Origin of the sequence: Nocardioides sp. NPDC006303 (assembly GCF_040613175.1) — a bacterium.
GTDB lineage: Bacteria > Actinomycetota > Actinomycetes > Propionibacteriales > Nocardioidaceae > Nocardioides.
Window position 1 is genome coordinate 20,106 of the sequence record NZ_JBEXRR010000036.1, and the last position, 19,723, is coordinate 39,828.

The window sequence follows — 19,723 nt, forward strand, 5'->3', positions numbered from 1 at the left end:
ATTCCTCGTGTGCTGTCGGAGACGTCGTTCACGGCGCGAGGAACTTGGCGGCGACTGGGGCGAACTCCTGCCAGTACTGGAAGATGCCGCCGTGGCCCGAGTTCGGGTAGATGATCAGCTCGCTGCCCGCGATCCTCTTGTGCAAGTCCTCGGAGAGCACGGAGGGCACCATGCGGTCGTTGTCGCCGTTGGCGATCAGTGTCGGCTGGGTGATCACGGCCAGGTCCGCTGGGCGGGAGCGACCATAGCGCTGGATGGCCTTGAGCTGTGTGCTGAAAGCCTTGTTGCTGATCTTCTTGTCGCGGTCGGCGGTGCGCTCCTCGAGGCGTTCCACGAACGCCTTTCCTGCCTGCTTGCCCACCTTGTCGCGGTTGAAGAAGAGGAACTCCTTCGGGTCGGACCGTGTGATCACTGACCGGAAGATGTCCCAGTAGGTGACGCCCACGACCTTGTCGATGTTCTCGCCGCCGCGCGGCCCCGTGCCGGTCAGCACGAGCTTGCGGACCAGGTCGGGGTGCTTGACGATGAGATCTTGGGCGATCATCCCGCCCATGGAGAAGGAGAAGACGTCTACCTTGTCGAAGCCGAGCGCGGTGATGAACGCGTAGGCGTCGTCGGCGGCCTTCTCCAGCGTGTCGGGGACGGTTCCGGAGGACGCGCCGACACCTCGCTGGTCGAAGGTGATGACGTGTCGGGTCTTCGCGATGGCGTCGACGATCCGCGGGTCCCAGTTGTCCAGGGTTGCGGCGAGGTGCACGAAGAACACGACGGGGACGCCGCCCATCGGTCCGAGCTCGCGGTAGGCGAACGTGACGTCTCCTGCGGTGACGGTCTTGGCAGGGGCTTTCGCGTACGAGGTGATGGCGGGTTCGCCGGTGGTGCTCATGATGTTGTCCCCTTCGGGGGCCGGTATTGCCGGCTGCGTTGTCATTGGTGTCGCGACGTATCCAGTCGCGTGCTCAGCGGCGCAGGAATGGGAAGCCCTGAACCCAAGTCCCGGGTCGAGGACCTCGCGCCGCCCGAGCCCACTCAATCATGAGCGCGCTCAGTAGAGGTGTCAAGGAGGCCCCTCGCGGGGGAGATCGCCGTCCGCATCCCTGCTCCCGGTCCCGTCAACGCAGCTCGCGCTTGAGGATCTTCCCTGTGGCGGTCATGGGTAGGGAGCTGGCGACTTCGATGATCCGCGGGTACTTGTACGCGGCCATCTGTTCCTTGGCCCAGCGGACCAGGGGCGTGGCCATGCGCTGCGACTGGCAGCGGAGGGCGCCGACATCATCGCGCTGGACATGTGCAAGCAGCTGCCGTCCGCGCGCTACGACCTGGCCACGTCCGAGGACCTGGTCGAGACCCGCAAGGCAGTCGAGGCACTGGGTCGTCGGGCGATCGCCATCGAGGTGGACGTACGTGACGAGCAGCAGCTCGAGGAGGCGTTCCGGGAGGGAGTCGCTGAGATCGGCCCCGTGGACATCGTCATCGCCAACGCGGGGGTCGCCCTGTTCGCGGTGGACCAGCCGCACGAGGCGTGGAAGGACACGATCGACATCAACCTCACCGGCGTCTTCAACACCCTGGAGACAGTCGTGCCGTCGATGATCGAGCGCGGCGCCGGCGGGGCCATCGTGCTGACCAGCTCGACGGCAGGTCTGCGCGGAATCCTGGGGCCGTCCCGGGGGTCACTCGCGTACGTCGCCTCGAAGCACGGCCTGGTCGGGCTGATGCGGTCCTATGCCAACAATCTGGCAGCCCACTCCATCCGGGTGAACACCGTGCACCCGACCGGGGTGGAGACGCCCATGATCGTCACCCCGTCGATCGACGCCTTCCTCGAGGCGAACCCCGAGCTCGTCTCGCACGTCACCAACGCGATGCCGGTCGGCCTCGTATCGGTCGAGGACGTCACCAACGCGGTCCTCTACCTCGTGTCCGACGACGGCCGCTACGTCACCGGGACGACTCTGACGGTCGACGGCGGCTTCGCCAACAAGAACTGATCCAGGACTCATCCACACAACCAAGGAGCACAACATGACTGGACGCGTCGAAGGCAAGGTCGCCTTCATCACCGGGGCAGCCCGGGGACAGGGCAGGGCACATGCCGTCCGGCTGGCCTCAGAGGGAGCCGACATCATCGCGGTCGACATCTGCGCACCGATCGACTCCGTGCCGTACCCCCTGGCGACCGAGGCCGACCTGAAGGAGACGGTGAACCTCGTCCAGGGCCTCGGCCGCAAGATCGTGGCGAGCCACGCCGACGTGAGGGACTTCTCGGCACTCGAGGCTGCTGTGGCGGACGGGGTGGCGGAACTCGGACGGCTCGACATCGCCGTGGCGAACGCCGGGATCCTCTCGGCGGGCCCGACCGAAGCCCTGCCGGAGCAGAGCTGGCGAGACATGATCGACGTCAACCTCACCGGCGTCTACCACGCCGCCAAGGCGGCGATCCCACACATCCGAGCCGGTGGCGAGGGCGGGTCTATCGTGTTGACCAGCTCCGCGCTCGGCATCCGGGCGATGCCGAACATGGCGCACTACGTCGCCGCGAAGTCCGGTGTCATCGGCCTGATGAGGGTCATGGCCCTCGAACTGGCCGCTGAGAAGATCCGGGTCAACACCGTCAACCCCAGCATCGCAGACACACCCATGGTGCAGAACGAGGCTGTGCACAAGCTGTTCGTGCCCCACATCGACAATCCGACACGTGAGCAGGCGGCCGAGGTCTTCGCGACGCTGAACCCGATGCCGACCCCATGGGTCGACGCCCAGGACGTCAGCGATGCGGTGCTGTTCCTCGTCTCGGACGAGGCCCGTTTCGTCACCGGCCTCGAGTTCAAGATCGACGCCGGCTTCTGCCTGGCGTGATCATCGCCCTTCCTCCCGCGGACCTCGGACAGCCCGGGGCCGACCAAGCACCTGCCAAGGAGACCAGATGAGAGCAGTACAGATCCTGAAGGACGACGCCGGCCAGCGCGCCGAGCTCACCGAGATCCCCGACGACGACATCGGAGACGGCGACGTCACGATCGCGGTCGAGTACTCGGCGGTCAACTTCAAGGACGGGCTGGGCGTCACCGGTGCCGTACCGGTGGTCGAGCGCTTCCCTGTGGTCGCCGGCATCGACCTTGCCGGCCGCGTGGTCGAGGCTTCGGCCGAGTCCGGGCTCTTGCCTGGCGATGCGGTCGCCGTCAACGGGTGGGGGCTGGCTGTGAACCACAATGGTGGCTTCGCCACCAAGGCACGCGTGCCCGCAGCGTGGATCACCCAGATACCTCGGCGGTTCACCACCTGGGAGGCGATGGCGATCGGCACCGCCGGCTATACCGCCGGGCTCAGCGTCGTGGCTCTGCAGCAGCACGGGTTGAGGCCCCAGGACGGACCGGTCATCGTCACGGGTGCGGCTGGCGGCGTCGGGTCGGTGGCGATCGCACTGCTCGCCGCGCTCGGCTACGAGGTGCACGCCTCGACCGGACGACCGGCCGAAGAGGCGTACCTGCGTCGGCTCGGTGCCTCCACCATCGTCTCGCGCGGGGAGCTTTCGGGGCCGGCTGCGGCACCACTCCAGAGCGAGCGATGGGCAGGCGGCGTCGACAGCGTCGGCAGCCATACGTTGGTGAACGTGCTCGGCCAGATCCGGTATGGGGGAGTCGTTGCGAACTGCGGGCTCGCCCAGGGACTGGACTTTCTGGGATCGGTGGCTCCGTTCATCCTGCGGAGCGTCACCCTGGCCGGGATCGACTCGGTCAACGCTCCGGAGACCAAACGGAACGACGCCTGGGATCTGCTGGCAGCGAAGCTCGACGCAGACCTGCTCGATCAGATGACCACTACGGTGCCTCTCGGTCAGGCAGCCAAGGTGGCTGAGCAGGTGCTCGCGGGAACGGTACGCGGGCGGACGGTCGTCGACGTCAACGCCTAGCGATCCTTTGGTGGCTCAGGGCGGCGCGCGGTGCGGAACTACGGGAGAGTGTGAGTCATGTTCGACGACTTCCGCCGGGAGGCGGTCCGCACCGCGATCACCATCAACACGGTCGTCGGGGGCAGTGGCAGTCCTGTGCTGCTCCTGCACGGCTATCCGCAGAACCTCTCGATGTGGGCACAGGTAGCCCCAGCCCTTGCTGCCGACCACACCGTGGTCTGCGCCGATCTGCGTGGCTACGGTGACTCGAACAAGCCTGTCCAGGACGAGGACCTGGCCAACTACAGCTTCCGCCAGATGGCGCAGGATCAGGTTGATGTCATGCGGACCCTGGGCTTCGAGCGGTTCCATGTGGTCGGTCACGACCGCGGTGCCCGGACCGCGCATCGCATGGCCCTCGACCATCCCAAGGCGGTGCGTTCGCTCGCTCTGTTGGACATCGCACCTACCTACGACATGTTCGAGCGCGTCGACGCGGCCACGGCAAAGGCGTACTGGCACTGGTACTTCCTGCAGCAGCCGGCCCCGTACCCGGAGGAGATCATCGCCGCCGACCCCGACCACTTCTTCGAGGGCTGCCTGACCGGCTGGGGCGCGATGGAGCTGAGCGACTTCGGCCCCGAACAGTTGGCGTCCTACCGCCGATCCTGGCGCGATCGTGACTTCATCTTCGCCAGCGGCGCCGACTACCGTGCCGCCGGCGAGGTCGATGTACGTCTGGACGAGGCCGATCTCCACCGCAAGGTCGACTGTCCGGCTCTGGTGCTCTGGGGTGAGCGGGGAATCGCCCGACTCATCGACATGGAAGAAGTGTGGTCAGCCCGGCTGTCACAGATGCGCACGGCGACCTTGCCCAGTGGACACTTCTTCGTCGACCAGTTCCCCGCAGAAACGACTCGGATCCTCAGTAGGTTCCTGGCCTCCGTCTGACCAGCCCCGCAGCCAACGGCTGTCGGAAGCCAGGGCGACCTCGCCTCGACGTACGGTCTCGCCGCGAGTCTTGGCTTCGCGTACTCTGCACCCGATGACAACTTGAGAGGGGTCGTGGACGCTGGTGCTCTCATAGGCCCCAATGGACTCCGAGTTGCCGGCCCCCTCGCAGTCGGTCGACATCAGGGCTGCGCTTGGGATGACCTGGCGTGCGTGGTTCAAAGCGGTGAGATCGGGGCCGATCGGGGTTGAGGTGTATGCCTCGTACGGCACACTGATCTCGCCGGGGACTCGGTTGCAGGCAGCGTCGGAGACGCCGAAGCCCATGTCTCTCTGGGGTCATGAAGAAGCCGACGGGGCTCGGATTGGGCTCGCTTTGGTTCGCAAAGGGTCGCAATCGTGTGCTGCCGCCAGCGGAGGCGTAAGACGAGATCACCGCAGGTCAGCGGATAGTCTGGCTCAAGAAAGCAGGCAATCGCAAAGGATCGCGTTCGCGCTCGCCAGCATCAAGGCCTTCCCGATGACGCATCACGTCGAATGCGTCGCTCTTCTCGAGAAGACTGACTCCGAACAGCGGCGCCGCAATTCGCGATGAAGGCGTGGATCTCCGCGGAGCAACTCCAGCGGCGAAGGGCGGTCGACGACGAGACCGTGCCTGCCCTGGCGTTTGAAGCCAACTCTGGTGCCTGCCCGTAGCCCTGCGCCTCGCCCGCAGCGGGTGAAGCGACGGCGAGCTGGGCCTGCGACGGTACAGAGAGACAGTTTCCTCAGCTAGGTGGTGCCCCATGACCAGTCTGACGTTCGCGGTCCATCTCGTCGGCCAGGTCACCTCGCACCCGCCGAGGATCGAGCTGGCCGAACGCATCGAGGAGGCGAGCAACCGTGAGCCCGGGTGAATCCCAGGAGCCACCTACGGACTCGACGCCGAAGACGAACTGGTTGCCGCTGGTGGCGTTGGCGATCGCCCAGTTCGTCATGGTGCTGGACCAGTCGGCGATGAACGTCTCGATCAGTGCGCTGGTGGCGGACTTCGACACGACGGTGACCACGATCCAGGCGGTGATCACGCTCTACTGCCTGGTGATGGCCATGTTCATGCTGACCGGCGGCAAGATCGGCGACATCATCGGTCGGCGCAAGACGTTCGTCATCGGTCTGGTCATCTACGCGTGTGGCTCGGCGATGACGGCGTTGGCGCCGTCGGTGGCCATCCTGACGCTGGGTTGGTCGGTGCTGGAAGGGCTCGGTGCGGCCCTGGTGCTTCCGGCGATGGTGGCGCTGATTGCAGGCAACTTCGAGGGCGCCTCGCGGAAGGCGGCCTACGCCGTGATCGGCGGGGTCGCCGGTGCCGGGATCGCCGTGGGGCCGATCCTGGGCGGTTGGGCGACCACCGAGTACTCGTGGCGGATCATCTTCGCCGGTGAGGTGCTGTTGGTGGCCCTCATCCTGGTGATGACCCCGAAGGTCGCCGACGCGGTGAGGACCGGACCGGCACCGAGACTCGACATCGTCGGCACCGTGCTGTCTGCCACAGGCCTCGGTCTGGTCGTGCTCGGGGTGCTGCAGTCGAGCACCTGGGGGTGGGTCAAGCCGACAGACGACTCCCCGGTGACGCCGTTCGGCTTCTCGCTGACGGTTTTCGTGATCGGCTTCGGCGCGGTCCTGTTGTGGGGCTTCAAGGCGTGGCAGGCTCGCCGAGAGAGTGGTGGACGCGACCCGCTGGTGCACCTCGCGCTGCTGAAGATCGCCCCGCTCCGCTCCGGCCTGGTCGGCCTGTTCAGCCAGAACCTGATCCTGATGGGCGTCTTCTTCACGATCCCGTTGTATCTGCAGCTGGTGATCGGGCTCGATGCCCTGGATACGGGCCTCAGGATGCTGCCCGTCTCCATCACGATGTTCCTCGCCTCGGCAGCCGGGTCACGGCTGTCGCGCCGCTTCCCCATCCGGTCGATCGTGCGGGCCGGTCTGGCGACCAGCATGGTCGCTGCCGTGCTGCTCTTGGCCACCATCGAGCCGGAGCTGGACAACTCGAGCTTCGCCTTGTCGATGGCGGTGCTCGGCGTGGGGATGGGTCTGATCGCATCGCAGCTCGGCAACGTCGTGCAGTCCTCGGTCGACGCGTCGGGTCGGGGAGAGGCCGGCGGGCTGCAGTTCACCGGCCAGCAGCTCGGCTCGTCACTGGGCGTGGCCCTGCTGGGGGCGATCGTGCTGTCGGGGCTCACCACCGCTTTCGTATCGAACATCTCTTCCGATGAGCGGATCAGCAGCGCGGTCTCCGAGCAGGTCGGTGTGGCTGTCGGGTCCGGAATCGACTTCGTGTCCGCCGACCAGATCGGAGCAGCTGCCCAGGAGGCTGGGCTGGACGAGCCGACCACCGAGGCGCTCGTCGAGGGCTACGAGTCCGCACAGCTGCAAGCGCTCAAGACCGGGCTGCTCGCCGCGGCATTCCTTGCCCTGCTCTCACTGGCCTTCACCAGAGATCTGCCGCATGAGGTGCAGAAGCAGAAACCGGCCCCAGACGAGACCGCGGCGGGAAACGTCTAACGCCTACGTGGGCGGTCGGGCATGGGTGTGTGCACACGATCGGGCTGTCCGCACAGCCACGCAGCCGCTGGTGGTGGTGACCTGACGGCTGCGTGCAGCTTGGGGCGGGAGCTCGTGCGTCAGTTGATCTCGCGACGCACCGTGCGGACGAGGCCGACAGCCAGCGGCGCCGCCACCCACAGGGCCACGGCGACGAGGATCTGCGCGGTGTGACCGGACCAATGGCCGTTGAGCAGCCAGGTGAAGGCGGTCGAGTAGTCAAGCCAGTTGGCCACAATCTGCGATGCCGTGCCCAGAAGCGCGAACCCGATGGGCAGCACGAAGGAGGCGACGATCGCGGCCGCCGAGTTGTGCACCAGCGCGCCGAGCGCCACGCCCGTCATGATGTTGAGCAGCACGTACGCCAGGAAGGCCACCACGAGGCCGATGCTGAGGTCGGCCTCCAGCGTCCGACCTGACGCTGCGGCAACACCGAGACCCACAGCGGTGACCAGCGCGCCGAACACCGCCGCACCGACACCCAGCATCAGGGAGACCACGATCTTGGCGATGACGACCCGCATGCGCCGCGGCTCCTGGGTGAACGTCGTGAGGTTGGTGCGCTGGCTCCACTCGCTCGTCAGGGTCAGGATCGCCACCACAGGCAGCAGGATGCTCAGGGCGACCGCGGCGAATCCGAGGTAGCTCGTGTAGGACTGCTCGATGCTCGACGGGGACACGAGCGGCACCAGCATGAGGCCGACTGTCGACAACGCGACCGCGGTGAGCAACCACCGCGAGGCTCGGGTGTCGGTCGCCTTGCCCCATTCGACGCGGAGCAGACGGCTGAACGGGATGGCGGGGAACATCACGTCCGGGGACGTGGAGTCGGCGGTGCCGACTGGGCGAGTCATCGTGGTGGTCATGCTGCTGCCTCCTGGGTTGGTGCCGCGTCCGCGGCGGTGAGTGAGAAGAAGAGCTGTTCGAGACCGCCCGCGTCGGAGTGGCGCAGCTCGGTGAGAAGCACCTGCTTCTCGAACGCGATGCGAGCCACCTTCTCTGTGGTCACGGCACCGCCGACCATGTCGACGACGAACGTCTGGTCCGGGCCGGCGACGTAGTCCACACCGGCGGCGCGGAGGGCGGCGGCGAGTGCGTCCGGGTCGGGCGTGCGTGCCAACAGGCTCGAGCTGGCCAGCAGCTCGTCCATCGGGCCGGACGCGACCACCGCGCCCTGGGAGATGACGACGAGATGGTCGGCGGTCGCCTGCACCTCGTGCAGCAGGTGACTGGAAAGCAGGACGGTGCCACCACGGTCGGCGAAGTCGCGCAGCAGCCGACGCATCCAGGCGATGCCTTCGGGGTCGAGCCCGTTCGCCGGCTCGTCCAGGATCAGCACCTGCGGGTCGCCGACGAGCGTCTGGGCGATCCCCAGGCGCTGCCGCATGCCGAGGGAGTAGCCGCCCACTCGTCGGTCGGCGGCATCTGTCAGTCCGACGCGGTCCAGCAGCTCGTCGACCCGATCGGTCGACACACCAGCCATTCGCGCGGCGATGGTCAGCGTCGCCCGACCGGTGCGGCCCGCGTGCATCGCCGAAGGGTCGAGCAACGTCCCGACCACTCGCGTGGGGTTGGGCAGCTCGACGAAGGGGCGACCGGCGATCAAGGACGTCCCGTGGTCGGGTCGAGCCAGACCGACGAGCATCCTCATGGTGGTGGACTTTCCCGCGCCGTTGGGGCCTAGGAAGCCGGTGATGGTGCCGGGTTCGCAGTGAAGAGAGACATCACGTACGACCGGGGCATTTCGGTAGCTCTTCGTGAGAGCGGTTGTTGTGATCATGTCGGCAAGCGTGGCCTCTGGACGGGTCTTCGCACATCGGGCGACGGACTAGAACCGCCCCTCCGAAATGACCTCGCGAAGCCGAGCGAACGGCGTCTTTCGTCGCGGGGTCACGTCGACCTTCGTTGGTGTCACGGGCGCGAACGGGCCGCGTATGCTGAGGTCATGTCAGGCCACGAATGATCTGGGCCAAGCAGCTGATGCCGCCGTCACCGGTGGCACAGTTCGATCCAGCGCTGCTGGACAGGGTTGGCCCCCGCACGGTGCGCGACTGGGTCGTCGACACCGTCGGGTTCCTCGTCGCGGTCACGTTCGGCGTACTCATCCTGATCCAAGGGGTGCAAGACACCGTCCATCCGCTGACCGGCTCCCAGCTGATCATCGACGCCGTGTGCGGGACCATCTGCTGCCTCGCGTTGTGGTGGCGACGCCGCTGGCCTCTCGGTGTCGCGCTCCTCTGTGTCGTGCTGGGTGTGTTCTCGGCGGCCGCGACCATCGCCGGCCTCCTCGCGCTCTCCTCCCTGGCGGTGCACCGCAGCGTCCGGCAGGTGCTCCTGGTCGCGGTCTTGTGGATCCCGCAGGCCATCGGCTATGCGATCTACAGCGGACGGACCGACGCACCGACGGTGTTGCTCCTGGCCCTCGCGATGGTGCTCGCGGCCACCGCTTGGGGGATGTTCGTCCGTGCCCGCCGTCAGCTCCTGCACACATTGCGCGAGCGCGCGCTGCGTGCGGAGGCCGACCAGTTCGTGCGTAGCGAGAACGCACGTATGGCCGAACGAACCCGGATCGCCCGCGAGATGCACGACGTGCTCGCGCACCGGATCTCGCTGATCGCCTTGCACGCAGGCGGCCTGGAAGTCCGGCCCGATCTGCCGACGGAGAAGGTGCGGGAGACTGCCGTGCTGCTGCGCTCGACGGCCCGCCAGGCTCTGGAGGAGCTACGCGGCGTCGTCGGGGTGCTGCGCGCGGAGCCCGGGCACGAGGTCGCCGCAGCCGCACCGCAGCCCACCCTGACGGACATCCCTCGCCTGGTCGAGGAGACTCGGCAGACCGGTGCGAAGATCGACTTCGAGATGCGGGTCGACCGAGTCGACACCGCGCCCAGCGCGCTGGGTCGAGATGCCTATCGCATCGTCCAGGAAGCCCTGACCAACATCGGAAAGCACGCCCGCGGCACCGCGGCGCGGGTGCGTGTCCGTGGTGCGGCAGGCAGCGGGCTGCACGTCAGCGTCAGCAACCCGCTGCCCGTTCATGCGCATGCCCGGCCGGCGCTTCCGGGTTCCGGTGCCGGGCTCCTCGGGCTCCAGGAGCGGGTGACCCTCGCCGGCGGCACGCTCGTGCACGGGCCGGACGGGTCAGGCGACTTCGTGGTCGACGCCGAGCTGCGGTGGTGAGGATGCGAGTTCTGCTGGTCGACGACGACGCCTTGGTACGAGCCGGGCTACGAACGATCCTGTCCTCGGCCGCGGACCTGGAGGTGGTCGGCGAGGCGTCAGACGGCGTCCGCGCGGTTGCTGCGGTCCGCCAGCACCGGCCCGACGTCGTACTGATGGACATCCGGATGCCGGAGATGGACGGCATCACCGCCACCGCTGCGTTGCGCCAGCTGCACCCACCGCCTCAGGTGATCGTGCTGACCACCTTCCAGGCGGACGAGCAGGTGATGAGCGCACTGCGCGCAGGCGCAGGCGGGTTCCTGCTCAAGGACACCCCACCGGCCGAGATCGTGGCGGCGATACGGCTGGTCGCCTCGGGCGAGGCGATGCTCTCGCCGTCAGTCACCCGCACACTGCTGTCGCACGTCGGTGACGCCCAGGCCTCGGACCGGCGCAGGTCTGCCGCGGACCGACTGGCCGCGCTGTCCGATCGCGAGCGTGAGGTGGCGCTCGCGGTCGGCTCTGGCGCGTCCAACGCGGAGGTTGCAGCGTCGTTGTTCATGAGCGAGGCGACCGTGAAGGCGCACGTGTCTCGCCTCTTCGCCAAGCTCGACGTCGTCAACCGGGTGCAGGTCGCGATCGTCGTGCACGACGCGGGCCAGGCCTAGGATCGCGGGCGGGCCGGTCAGAAGTTGTAGCCGCCGGAGACCTCGATCTCCTGGGCGGTCACCCACCGTCCCTCCTCGGAGGCCAGCGCTGCGATCATCAGCCCGACGTCCTCGGGCTCGCCGATCCGGCCGAGCGCCGTCTGTTCGGCGATCGCGGGGATCATCTCGGGATGCTTGGCGAACGCGTCATCGCCGAGCCGGGTGCGGGTGACGCCGGGGGAGACGGCGTTGACCCGGATCCCGCGCGGGCTGAGCTCCTTGGCGAGATAGCGGGTCAGCGTCGCCATGCCACCCTTCGAGATCGCGTACGCCGAGTAGCCCGGTGTGAGCCCGGCCCCGGTGGCGTTGCTGGTGACGTTGACGACTGCCCCGCCGTCCGCGAGCAGCGGCAGAAGCGACTGGGTGAGGAAGTAGGGACCACGAAGGTTGACCTGCATGAAGGCGTCGAACTGCTTCTCGGTGGTGTCGGAGAACATCAACGGAACCCCGCCGACGCCGGCGTTGTTGACGAGCGCGGTGAGGCGATCGGTGTGCCAGCGCTCGGACAGCGCCTCGCTGACCTGGTCACGGAACGCGGGGAAGGACTCGGGCCGGACGATGTCCAGCGGGAGTGCGACGGCGACACCGCCGAGCTCGGTGATCTCGTCGACGACCTGGCGTGCTCCGTCGGGATTGCGGTTGTACGTGATGACGACTCCGGTGCCACGACGGGCGAGCTGGACGGCGGCGCCACGTCCGATCCCGGAGCTGGCTCCGGTGACCACGGCGACGGGGACGGTGGGCGTTGATGATGCAGACATGTGGTCGGTCTCTCTGGTCGGTTGGATGAGTTGTCATCCAGCCAACCGTCCGGAGCGCTTCAGAGGTAGACGGATCCTCCTCCTCTCTTGCCTGATCCTGCTTGGTTTGGCACGAACCAGCATGTCACCTGGTTCACTGTCCACATGTCGATGGAGCAGTTGCGGAGCCTGATCGCCCGGCACGCCCGGCGGGGGACGAGCACCGCCGCGGAGGGCGTTCTGCTGTCGATGGTGACCGGTCCCGGTGATCCGGCGGCGGTGTCTCTCTCCGGCACGGTTTTCGCCCTGATCGCTCAGGGTCGCAAGACTCTCTCTGTCGGCGACCGCGTCCATGAGTACGGCCCCGGTGAGTTCCTGGTGACCTCCTTGGACCTCCCGGTGAGAGGTCATTACACGGAGGCGAGCGTGCAGCACCCCGCGCTCGGCTTCGGCCTGCGGTTGCGGTCATCGGTGATCGCAGAGCTGTTGCTCGATTCTGCGGCCGAGCCGATCTGGCGCCGCTCCGGCGAGGCCGCGCCCGCGCTCGCTGTGAGCTCGGCCGACGAGGATCTGATCGACGCCGCGGTCCGCATGCTGCGGCTGTTGGACCGCCCCCGGGACATCCAGGTGCTGGCCCCGCTGGTCGAGCGGGAGATCCTGTGGCGGCTGATGACGGGCGAGCAGGGCGCCACTGTGCGGCAGCTCGGTCTGGCAGACAGCCGCCTCCACGACGTCGGCAGGGCGGTTCGCTGGATCCGGGACAACCCCGCCGACCCGGTCTCGGTCGCGGAGCTCGCGCGGATGGCGGGGATGAGCGAGTCGGCTTTCCATCGCACCTTCCGCACGGTGACGGGCATGAGCCCCATCCGGTTCCAGAAGCAGCTGCGCCTGCACGAGGCGCGGGTGATCCTCGCGGGGCGGGCCGGCGACGTCACCGGAGTCGCACACGCGGTCGGGTATCAGAGCGCCTCGCAGTTCAGCCGGGAGTACAAGCGCCAGTACGGGGTGCCGCCGAGCGCGCATGTCGGTGACGCGGGTTCGGTGCGCGCCGACACATAGTCCGTTGCGGGTATGGCGAGTTGCCGGTACAGATTCATCCTGTGAGCGATGACCTGTGGGGGACCGACCGGATCGACCTGACGGCGTACTTGGAGCGGATCGGGGTCACAGAGCCACCCGGCCCGTCGCGGGAGGCGCTGGAGGAGATCTACGACGCCCACCTGCGCACCTTCACCTTCGACAACATCGACGTGCTGCTCGACCAGCATCCCGGCGTCGATCTGCCCGACGTGCAGGGAAAGTTCGTGGGGCGGGGGAGAGGTGGCTACTGCTTCGAGCACGGCACCCTGTTCGCGGCGGTGCTGGAGCGGCTGGGCTTCGCCGTCGAGCGGCGGCTGGCGCGGGTGGGCCCCGAGCCGACCGCGGCAGGACGTACGCATCTGGTGGTCGTCGTCGACCCTTCGACAAGCTCAGGACACCGGCTCGACGGGGAGCGGCTGCTGGCAGATCCCGGGTTCGGGCTGAGCGTCTGGCGCCCGATTCCGCTGGTCGACGGCGCGGTCGACGACGTCCGGGGCATCACCCACCGGGTGCGGTGGAGCGAGCACGGCTGGGCGCTGGAGCGGGCCAAGGACGACGGCTGGGACCTCATGCACACCCACGACGAGGCGCTGGTCGTGCCCAGCGACGTCGCCCTCGGCCACCACTACACCAGCACCCACCCGACGGTGCACTTCCGTCACCGGATGATCGTGACCAAGCTGCTCGACGACCGACACATCAGCCTCACCCACAACACCGTCACCATCCGTCGTGAGGGCGAGGAGACCGAACACCGCGAGATCGGTCTCGACGACGTGATGGCTTACGTCGAAGAGCTCGAGGTGCCGCTCACCGACGACGAGCGGACCCGCCTCGGTGAGCGGCTGAAGACGCTGGACTAGCGACTGGCGTCGTCGGTGATGATCTGCATCGCCATCGTCGGGTCCTCGGAGAGGTCGGTGATCAGCTGCCGGCGGTCCAGGACGGCCTCGTCCAGGTGCGGGCCGAGCGTGCCGAGCAGCTCACCGGTCGTGGTGGCCGGCATAGCGTTGAGCACGCGCGGCGTACGGCGCCCGGAGTAGGGCACCACCCGAGCCAGTGCGCCGGCCACCGACCGGGTCGCCTCCGCGAACGGTGCGGTGATCTGGTCGGTGATGGGACTGAGCCAGTTGGCGGCACGTTCGGCCTCGGCGAGGGAGGTGCGCGCCTTCAGGTCTGCGAGGCGTACGTCCTCCAGGGCCTGCTCCAGGCGACGCTGCTCCAGGAAGGCGAGAGCGACCGCGACGCCGGCGCCGAGCACACCGAGCAGCGCGAGGCTAGCGACCAGCATGGACCCTGACCTCCGCCACCACGCCCTCGTCGGCGAGCCGCTCACGCAGCGACTCCGCGGCCTGGTCGTAGACCATCTTGGAGAGCAGCGCCGGACGTACCCTGTGCAGCATCGTGGCCGCCTTGGTCTGGGCCGAGGCCAGCTCGAGCGGGTTGAGGATGCGAATGCTCAGCAGCCGGTCCTCGGGCGGGAGCTCGGCGTAGGCGGTGCGGGGGGCCGAGATATCGGCCTGCTCCAGCCGCCACAGCAGACCGATGGTCTCGGCACGCAGCGCCTTGTTGGCGCGACGCAGGCGCCAGGCGACAGCGGCGGCGGCCACGGCGATCACCAGCGCCACGACGGCGATCAGGGTGCTCAAGGCTCTCCTCGCATCACTAGTGCCCGACGAGTAGCGGCCCGCCGAGATCCGGTCGGACCAATCATGGAGCATCCGAGGATCGCTGTCAGCGGCGGTGGTCACAACACGGCGCGCCGGGGGTGATTCGAAATGTCGTTCGACATCATGTATCTTGATATCAAGAGATCGACGGCACGGCCGTCGTAAAAGGTTAGGTGAGCCTTTGTTTTCCCGGCGTAGGTAGCCGGGGCAGGATGGGCCTCAAAGACTTGAATTCGTACGTCACTGTGGACGCGAGCAAGGAGATGAACGCGTTGGCCAGCAAGGACAGCTTCGGTGCCAAGAGCACCCTGGACGTGGACGGTAAGTCCTACGAGATCTTCCGCCTGGATGCGGTCAAGGGTGAGGGCCTCGACGTCGCGTCGCTGCCCTTCTCGTTGAAGGTGCTGCTGGAGAACCTCCTGCGCACCGAGGACGGCGCGAACATCACCGCCGACGACATCAAGGCGCTGGCGGGCTGGGACGAGACCGCCGAGCCCGACAAGGAGATCCAGTACACGCCGGCGCGCGTGATCATGCAGGACTTCACCGGCGTGCCCTGCATCGTCGACCTGGCCACCCTGCGCGAGGCTGCGGCCGAGCTCGGTGGCGACCCGACCAAGATCAACCCGCTCTCGCCCGCCGAGATGGTCATCGACCACTCCGTGATCGCCGAGGTCTTCGGCACCCCCGAGGCCTTCGAGCGCAACGTCGAGATCGAGTACGAGCGCAACCGCGAGCGCTACCAGTTCCTGCGCTGGGGCCAGACCGCGTTCGAGGACTTCAAGGTCGTCCCGCCGGGCACCGGCATCGTCCACCAGGTCAACATCGAGCACCTGGCCCGCACCGTCTTCACCCGTGAGGTCGACGGCGAGCTGCAGGCCTACCCCGACACCTGCGTCGGCACCGATTCCCACACCACCATGGTCAACGGCCTGGGCGTCCTCGGCTTCGGCGTCGGCGGCATCGAGGCCGAGGCCGCGCTGCTCGGCCAGCCGGTCTCCATGCTGATCCCGCGCGTGGTCGGCTTCAAGCTCAACGGCGACCTGCCCGAGGGCTCGACCGCCACCGACCTGGTGCTCACCATCACCGAGATGCTGCGCAAGCACGGTGTTGTCGGCAAGTTCGTCGAGTTCTACGGCGACGGCGTCACGGCGCTGCCGCTGGCCAACCGCGCCACCATCGGCAACATGAGCCCCGAGTTCGGCTCCACCATCGCGATCTTCCCGGTCGACGAGGAGACCATCAACTACCTCAAGCTCACCGGCCGCTCCGAGGAGCAGCTGGCGCTGGTGGAGAAGTACGCCAAGGAGCAGGGCCTCTGGCACGACCCGGCCGCCGAGCCGCGCTTCTCGGAGAAGCTCGAGCTCGACCTCTCCACGGTCGTGCCCTCGATCGCCGGCCCGAAGCGCCCGCAGGACCGCGTCTCGCTCACCGACGCCAAGACCTCCTTCGAGGGTCACCTGCCGACGTACACCTCCAAGGCGACCGACGCGAAGATCCCGGTCACCCTGGCCGACGGTCAGCAGTTCGACCTGGAGAACGGCGCGGTCACGATCGCCTCGATCACCTCCTGCACCAACACGTCCAACCCGTCGGTCATGATCGGCGCGGCGCTGCTGGCCAAGAAGGCCGTCGAGAAGGGCCTGACCCGCAAGCCGTGGGTCAAGACCACCCTCGCGCCGGGCTCGAAGGTCGTCACCGACTACTACGACAAGTCGGGCCTCACGCCCTACCTGGAGAAGGTCGGCTTCAACCTGGTCGGCTACGGCTGCGTGACCTGCATCGGCAACTCGGGCCCGATCATCCCCGAGGTCTCGGCCGCGGTGAACGAGCACGACCTCGCCGTCGTCTCGGTCCTCTCCGGCAACCGCAACTTCGAGGGTCGCATCAACCCCGACGTGAAGATGAACTACCTCGCGTCGCCGCCGCTGGTCATCGCCTACGCCCTGGCCGGCAACATGAACGTCAACCTGTTCGAGGACCCCCTCGGCCAGGACCAGGACGGGAACGATGTCTTCCTCAAGGACATCTGGCCCACCCCGGCCGAGGTCGAGGAGACCATCGCCACCGCGATCTCCTCCGACATGTTCACCAAGGACTACGCCGACGTCTTCGCGGGCGACGAGCGCTGGCAGAACCTGCCGACCCCGACCGGTGACACCTTCACCTGGGACGAGGACTCGACCTACGTCCGCAAGGCGCCCTACTTCGATGGCATGGCCAAGGCCCCGGCCCCGGTCACCGACATCGAGGGTGCTCGGGTGCTGCTGAAGCTGGGCGACTCGGTCACCACCGACCACATCAGCCCCGCGGGCAACATCAAGAAGGACTCGCCCGCCGGCAAGTACCTCATCGAGCACGGCGTCGAGCAGCGGGACTTCAACTCCTACGGCTCGCGCCGAGGCAACCACGAGATCATGATCCGCGGCACCTTTGCCAACATCCGGATCAAGAACCAGGTCGCCCCGGGCACCGAGGGTGGCTACACCCGCGACTTCACCCAGCCCGACGCTCCGGTCAGCTTCATCTACGACGCGGCGCAGAACTACGCTGCGGCCGGCACCCCGCTGGTCGTCCTCGGCGGCAAGGAGTACGGTTCCGGCTCCTCGCGCGACTGGGCCGCCAAGGGCACCTCGCTGCTGGGCGTCAAGGCGGTCATCACCGAGTCGTTCGAGCGCATCCACCGCTCCAACCTCATCGGCATGGGCGTCATCCCGCTGCAGTTCCCCAAGGGCGAGAACGCCGAGAGCCTCGGCCTGACCGGCGAGGAGACCTTCTCGATCTCCGGCATCACCGCGCTCAACGAGGGTGTCACCCCGAAGACGGTCAAGGTCACCACCGACACGGGCGTCGAGTTCGACGCGGTCGTCCGCATCGACACCCCCGGTGAGGCCAACTACTACCGCAACGGCGGCATCCTGCAGTACGTCCTGCGCAGCCTGGTCAACGCCTGAGCCTGACCTGACGAACGGCCCGTCACCCCAAGTGGGTGGCGGGCCGTTCCGCACCCTGCCGAGGCGTCAGTCAGGTCGGCCGAAGCGTCACGTACGTCGGCCGAGGTGGCAGCGGTGTGCCGTCTCGGCCGACGCGAGTGACGTCTCGGTCGACCGGGGTGACGCTTCGGCCTCAGGTCAGCGAGGCGATCCTGGCGCGGCTGTCCTCGCTGAGGGTGGCCAGGAGCGCGTCGGCCGCCTCGCCATGGTCGCCGGTGGCGGCGACCACCTCGGCCAGGGTCTCGTCGGAGAGGCCGGCGAGGATCGGGTCGAGCACGGAGGTGTCGTCGAGGAAGAGCGCCACCTGGAGGATCTCGGGGCCGGTGGCGCCGTCCATGACCTGCAGCGAGGTCTCGGCGCCGACGACGCCGGTGAACCTGGCCAGGGTCAGGACGTGACCGTCGGCGAGGAGGCGGCGGCCGACGTCGACGACGAGGGCCCGGTCGAGCTTCGCGATGATCGCCCCGACCCGGCTCGGGTCGAGGTGTACGGAGAGCTCGGCGAGGAACTCGGGCTTCAGGTGGCCGGCCAGCTTCGCCGCGTCGGCCGGGTCCATCACAGCCGCGACCCGGGCGCTGAGCATGGGGCCCATCGCGATCTCGGTGATCTTGGCGGTGACGGCCGCGGGGAGCTTCTTGCTGACCGCGGCCAGCCCCTTCACCCGGGACTCGTGACGGCTGAACATCGCGTGCGAGACGATCCCGCGCAGATCGCGGAGGTCATCGGGGGAGGTGGTGGCGAGGAACGCGAGTTCGGCCTCGTCCACGTGCATCTCGTGGGCGAGCTTGGTGATCTCCAGTGCGCTGGTCAGGGCAGTCATCTGCTACCTCCGAGCATCTTCTGGACGACTCCGCGCAGCATCTTCGGCACCAGCTTCAGCGCCTCATCGAGGGAGGCGTCGAACGCCTTGTCCTCCGCGGTCATCGCGCTCTGGACCAGATCGTCGAACCGGCCCAGCTGCTGGTCGTCGTACGCCTCCAGCGGCGCGAGCCGCGTGGCCGGCACGCCCAGCGTGGCAGCGAGCCGGTCGAGTCCCTCACTCATCGGTTCCTTCCCGCCGGCGGTGCACCTTCGGCCCCCGGCGGCGCCACTATATGCGGGCCGCCGAAACGTTTGGATAGTGTTTCGACATGCTCGTCGCCTTCTCGATCGCCCCCACGACCACCGACGACCCCGACGGCTCGGTGGCCGCGTCCGTCGCGGAGGCGATCCGCATCGTCCGCGAGTCCGGACTGCCCAACGAGACCAACGCCATGTTCACCAACCTGGAAGGTGAGTGGGACGAGGTCATGGGTGTCATCAAGCAGTGCGTCGACGCGGTCGCCGCCGTCTCCCCGCGGGTCGGGCTGGTGCTCAAGGCCGACATCCGGCCCGGCTACACCGGCCAGCTCACCGCGAAGGTCGAGCGGATCGAGCAGGAGCTCTCCGGAGACTGACAGGAGAGCGATCGTGGCTAGAGCCCCCGGGCCATCGCGTCCTGTCCGGTCTTGATGGCCTCCCGGATCCGGGAGTACGTCCCGCAGCGGCAGACGTTGCGGATCGTGTCGAGGTCGGCCTCGGTGATGGCGCGGCCCTCCTTGCGGACCTTGTTGACGAGGGCGACCGCGGTCATGATCTGGCCGGGCTGGCAGTAGCCGCACTGGGCGACGTCGTGCTCGAGCCAGGCCTCCTGCATCGGGTGCAGGCCGTCGCCCGGCGCGGTGTCGGCAAGCCCCTCGATGGTGGTGATCTCGTCGTCGGCGCCGATGTCAGCGACGCGCACCGAGCACGGGTTGAACGCCTTGCCGTTGATGTGCGACGTACAGGCCTTGCAGACGTTGATGCCGCAGCCGTACTTCGGGCCGGTGACGCCGAGGACATCGCGCAGCACCCACAGGATGCGTACGTCGTCCTCGACGTCGACGGTGACGGTCTCGCCGTTGAGCTGGAAGGTGTGAGAAGGCATCGA

General features: G+C 67.8%; 21 protein-coding genes. 11 read left to right on the forward strand and 10 right to left on the reverse strand.

Going from position 1 to position 19,723, the window contains the following annotated elements; all coding sequences use genetic code 11:
* Nucleotides 1–28: 28 nt before the first annotated feature.
* Together ABZY89_RS22525 and ABZY89_RS22530 are read right to left on the reverse strand one after the other, a co-directional pair.
* The gene (locus ABZY89_RS22525) at nt 29–886 is read right to left on the reverse strand and encodes an alpha/beta hydrolase (protein ID WP_355230796.1); all 858 of its coding nucleotides are present in this window, start codon (nt 884–886) and stop codon (nt 29–31) included.
* Between the two features lie 226 nt (nt 887–1,112).
* Complete coding sequence (locus tag ABZY89_RS22530; RefSeq protein WP_355230797.1) at nt 1,113–1,241, reverse strand: hypothetical protein; 129 nt, start codon at nt 1,239–1,241, stop codon at nt 1,113–1,115.
* A 39-nt stretch (nt 1,242–1,280) separates the two neighbouring features.
* Here ABZY89_RS22530 and ABZY89_RS22535 point away from each other — a divergent pair, with 39 nt between their 5' ends.
* The 5 genes from ABZY89_RS22535 to ABZY89_RS22555 all read left to right on the forward strand — a co-directional run bounded on the left by ABZY89_RS22535 (nt 1,281) and on the right by ABZY89_RS22555 (nt 7,387).
* The gene (locus tag ABZY89_RS22535) at nt 1,281–1,991 is read left to right on the forward strand and encodes a mycofactocin-coupled SDR family oxidoreductase (RefSeq protein WP_355230855.1); all 711 of its coding nucleotides are present in this window, start codon (nt 1,281–1,283) and stop codon (nt 1,989–1,991) included.
* A gap of 34 nt (nt 1,992–2,025) precedes the next feature.
* Entirely contained in the window at nt 2,026–2,859 is an 834-nt protein-coding gene (locus ABZY89_RS22540) for a mycofactocin-coupled SDR family oxidoreductase (RefSeq protein ID WP_355230799.1), read from the forward strand.
* 67 nt (nt 2,860–2,926) lie between these two features.
* Complete coding sequence (locus ABZY89_RS22545; protein ID WP_355230800.1) at nt 2,927–3,913, forward strand: MDR family oxidoreductase; 987 nt, start codon at nt 2,927–2,929, stop codon at nt 3,911–3,913.
* A 57-nt stretch (nt 3,914–3,970) separates the two neighbouring features.
* Entirely contained in the window at nt 3,971–4,843 is an 873-nt protein-coding gene (locus tag ABZY89_RS22550; RefSeq protein WP_355230801.1) for an alpha/beta hydrolase, read from the forward strand.
* A gap of 882 nt (nt 4,844–5,725) precedes the next feature.
* Nucleotides 5,726–7,387: an MFS transporter gene (locus ABZY89_RS22555; protein WP_355230803.1), complete on the forward strand. Its 1,662-nt coding sequence runs from the start codon at nt 5,726–5,728 to the stop codon at nt 7,385–7,387.
* 119 nt (nt 7,388–7,506) lie between these two features.
* Here ABZY89_RS22555 and ABZY89_RS22560 read toward each other — a convergent pair whose 3' ends face one another.
* Nucleotides 7,507–8,292, reverse strand: a complete 786-nt coding sequence (locus ABZY89_RS22560) for a hypothetical protein (RefSeq protein ID WP_355230805.1) — start codon at nt 8,290–8,292, stop codon at nt 7,507–7,509.
* Entirely contained in the window at nt 8,289–9,206 is a 918-nt protein-coding gene (locus tag ABZY89_RS22565; protein ID WP_355230806.1) for an ABC transporter ATP-binding protein, read from the reverse strand. Before ABZY89_RS22565 ends, ABZY89_RS22560 begins: the two co-directional genes overlap by 4 nt.
* Nucleotides 9,207–9,385: 179 nt before the next feature.
* Between ABZY89_RS22565 and ABZY89_RS22570 the strand changes: the two genes are divergently transcribed.
* A complete protein-coding gene (locus tag ABZY89_RS22570; protein ID WP_355230808.1) occupies nt 9,386–10,603 on the forward strand; it encodes a histidine kinase in 1,218 nt (405 codons plus the stop codon).
* A 2-nt stretch (nt 10,604–10,605) separates the two neighbouring features.
* Nucleotides 10,606–11,253: a response regulator transcription factor gene (locus ABZY89_RS22575; RefSeq protein WP_355230810.1), complete on the forward strand. Its 648-nt coding sequence runs from the start codon at nt 10,606–10,608 to the stop codon at nt 11,251–11,253.
* A gap of 17 nt (nt 11,254–11,270) precedes the next feature.
* On the opposite strand, the gene ABZY89_RS22580 is transcribed toward ABZY89_RS22575, so the two are convergent.
* Nucleotides 11,271–12,053 carry an SDR family oxidoreductase gene (locus tag ABZY89_RS22580; protein WP_355230812.1) on the reverse strand — a complete coding sequence of 261 codons (783 nt, stop codon included), beginning with the start codon at nt 12,051–12,053 and terminating at the stop codon, nt 11,271–11,273.
* Nucleotides 12,054–12,197: 144 nt separating this feature from the next.
* Here ABZY89_RS22580 and ABZY89_RS22585 point away from each other — a divergent pair, with 144 nt between their 5' ends.
* Together ABZY89_RS22585 and ABZY89_RS22590 are read left to right on the forward strand one after the other, a co-directional pair.
* Entirely contained in the window at nt 12,198–13,091 is an 894-nt protein-coding gene (locus tag ABZY89_RS22585) for an AraC family transcriptional regulator (RefSeq protein ID WP_355230814.1), read from the forward strand.
* Between the two features lie 41 nt (nt 13,092–13,132).
* Complete coding sequence (locus ABZY89_RS22590; RefSeq protein ID WP_355230816.1) at nt 13,133–13,975, forward strand: arylamine N-acetyltransferase; 843 nt, start codon at nt 13,133–13,135, stop codon at nt 13,973–13,975.
* On the opposite strand, the gene ABZY89_RS22595 is transcribed toward ABZY89_RS22590, so the two are convergent.
* Both ABZY89_RS22595 and ABZY89_RS22600 read right to left on the reverse strand, forming a co-directional pair.
* The gene (locus ABZY89_RS22595) at nt 13,972–14,403 is read right to left on the reverse strand and encodes a hypothetical protein (RefSeq protein ID WP_355230818.1); all 432 of its coding nucleotides are present in this window, start codon (nt 14,401–14,403) and stop codon (nt 13,972–13,974) included. The genes ABZY89_RS22590 and ABZY89_RS22595 overlap by 4 nt on opposite strands.
* Nucleotides 14,390–14,761 (reverse strand): hypothetical protein, encoded by a 372-nt coding sequence (locus ABZY89_RS22600; protein WP_355230820.1) that lies wholly within the window; start codon nt 14,759–14,761, stop codon nt 14,390–14,392. The genes ABZY89_RS22595 and ABZY89_RS22600 overlap by 14 nt, the downstream gene beginning before the upstream one ends.
* Nucleotides 14,762–15,045: 284 nt before the next feature.
* Between ABZY89_RS22600 and acnA the strand changes: the two genes are divergently transcribed.
* A complete protein-coding gene (acnA, locus tag ABZY89_RS22605) occupies nt 15,046–17,736 on the forward strand; it encodes an aconitate hydratase AcnA (RefSeq protein WP_355230821.1) in 2,691 nt (896 codons plus the stop codon).
* Between the two features lie 172 nt (nt 17,737–17,908).
* On the opposite strand, the gene ABZY89_RS22610 is transcribed toward acnA, so the two are convergent.
* Together ABZY89_RS22610 and ABZY89_RS22615 are read right to left on the reverse strand one after the other, a co-directional pair.
* On the reverse strand, nt 17,909–18,595 hold the full coding sequence (locus tag ABZY89_RS22610; RefSeq protein WP_355230823.1) for a hypothetical protein: 687 nt from the start codon (nt 18,593–18,595) through the stop codon (nt 17,909–17,911).
* A complete protein-coding gene (locus tag ABZY89_RS22615; protein WP_355230825.1) occupies nt 18,592–18,819 on the reverse strand; it encodes a hypothetical protein in 228 nt (75 codons plus the stop codon). Before ABZY89_RS22615 ends, ABZY89_RS22610 begins: the two co-directional genes overlap by 4 nt.
* Before the next feature lie 86 nt (nt 18,820–18,905).
* Here ABZY89_RS22615 and ABZY89_RS22620 point away from each other — a divergent pair, with 86 nt between their 5' ends.
* The gene (locus ABZY89_RS22620; RefSeq protein ID WP_336737691.1) at nt 18,906–19,211 is read left to right on the forward strand and encodes a thiamine-binding protein; all 306 of its coding nucleotides are present in this window, start codon (nt 18,906–18,908) and stop codon (nt 19,209–19,211) included.
* A 17-nt stretch (nt 19,212–19,228) separates the two neighbouring features.
* Here ABZY89_RS22620 and ABZY89_RS22625 read toward each other — a convergent pair whose 3' ends face one another.
* On the reverse strand, nt 19,229–19,720 hold the full coding sequence (locus tag ABZY89_RS22625) for a (2Fe-2S)-binding protein (RefSeq protein WP_350720292.1): 492 nt from the start codon (nt 19,718–19,720) through the stop codon (nt 19,229–19,231).
* Nucleotides 19,721–19,723 lie beyond the last annotated feature (3 nt).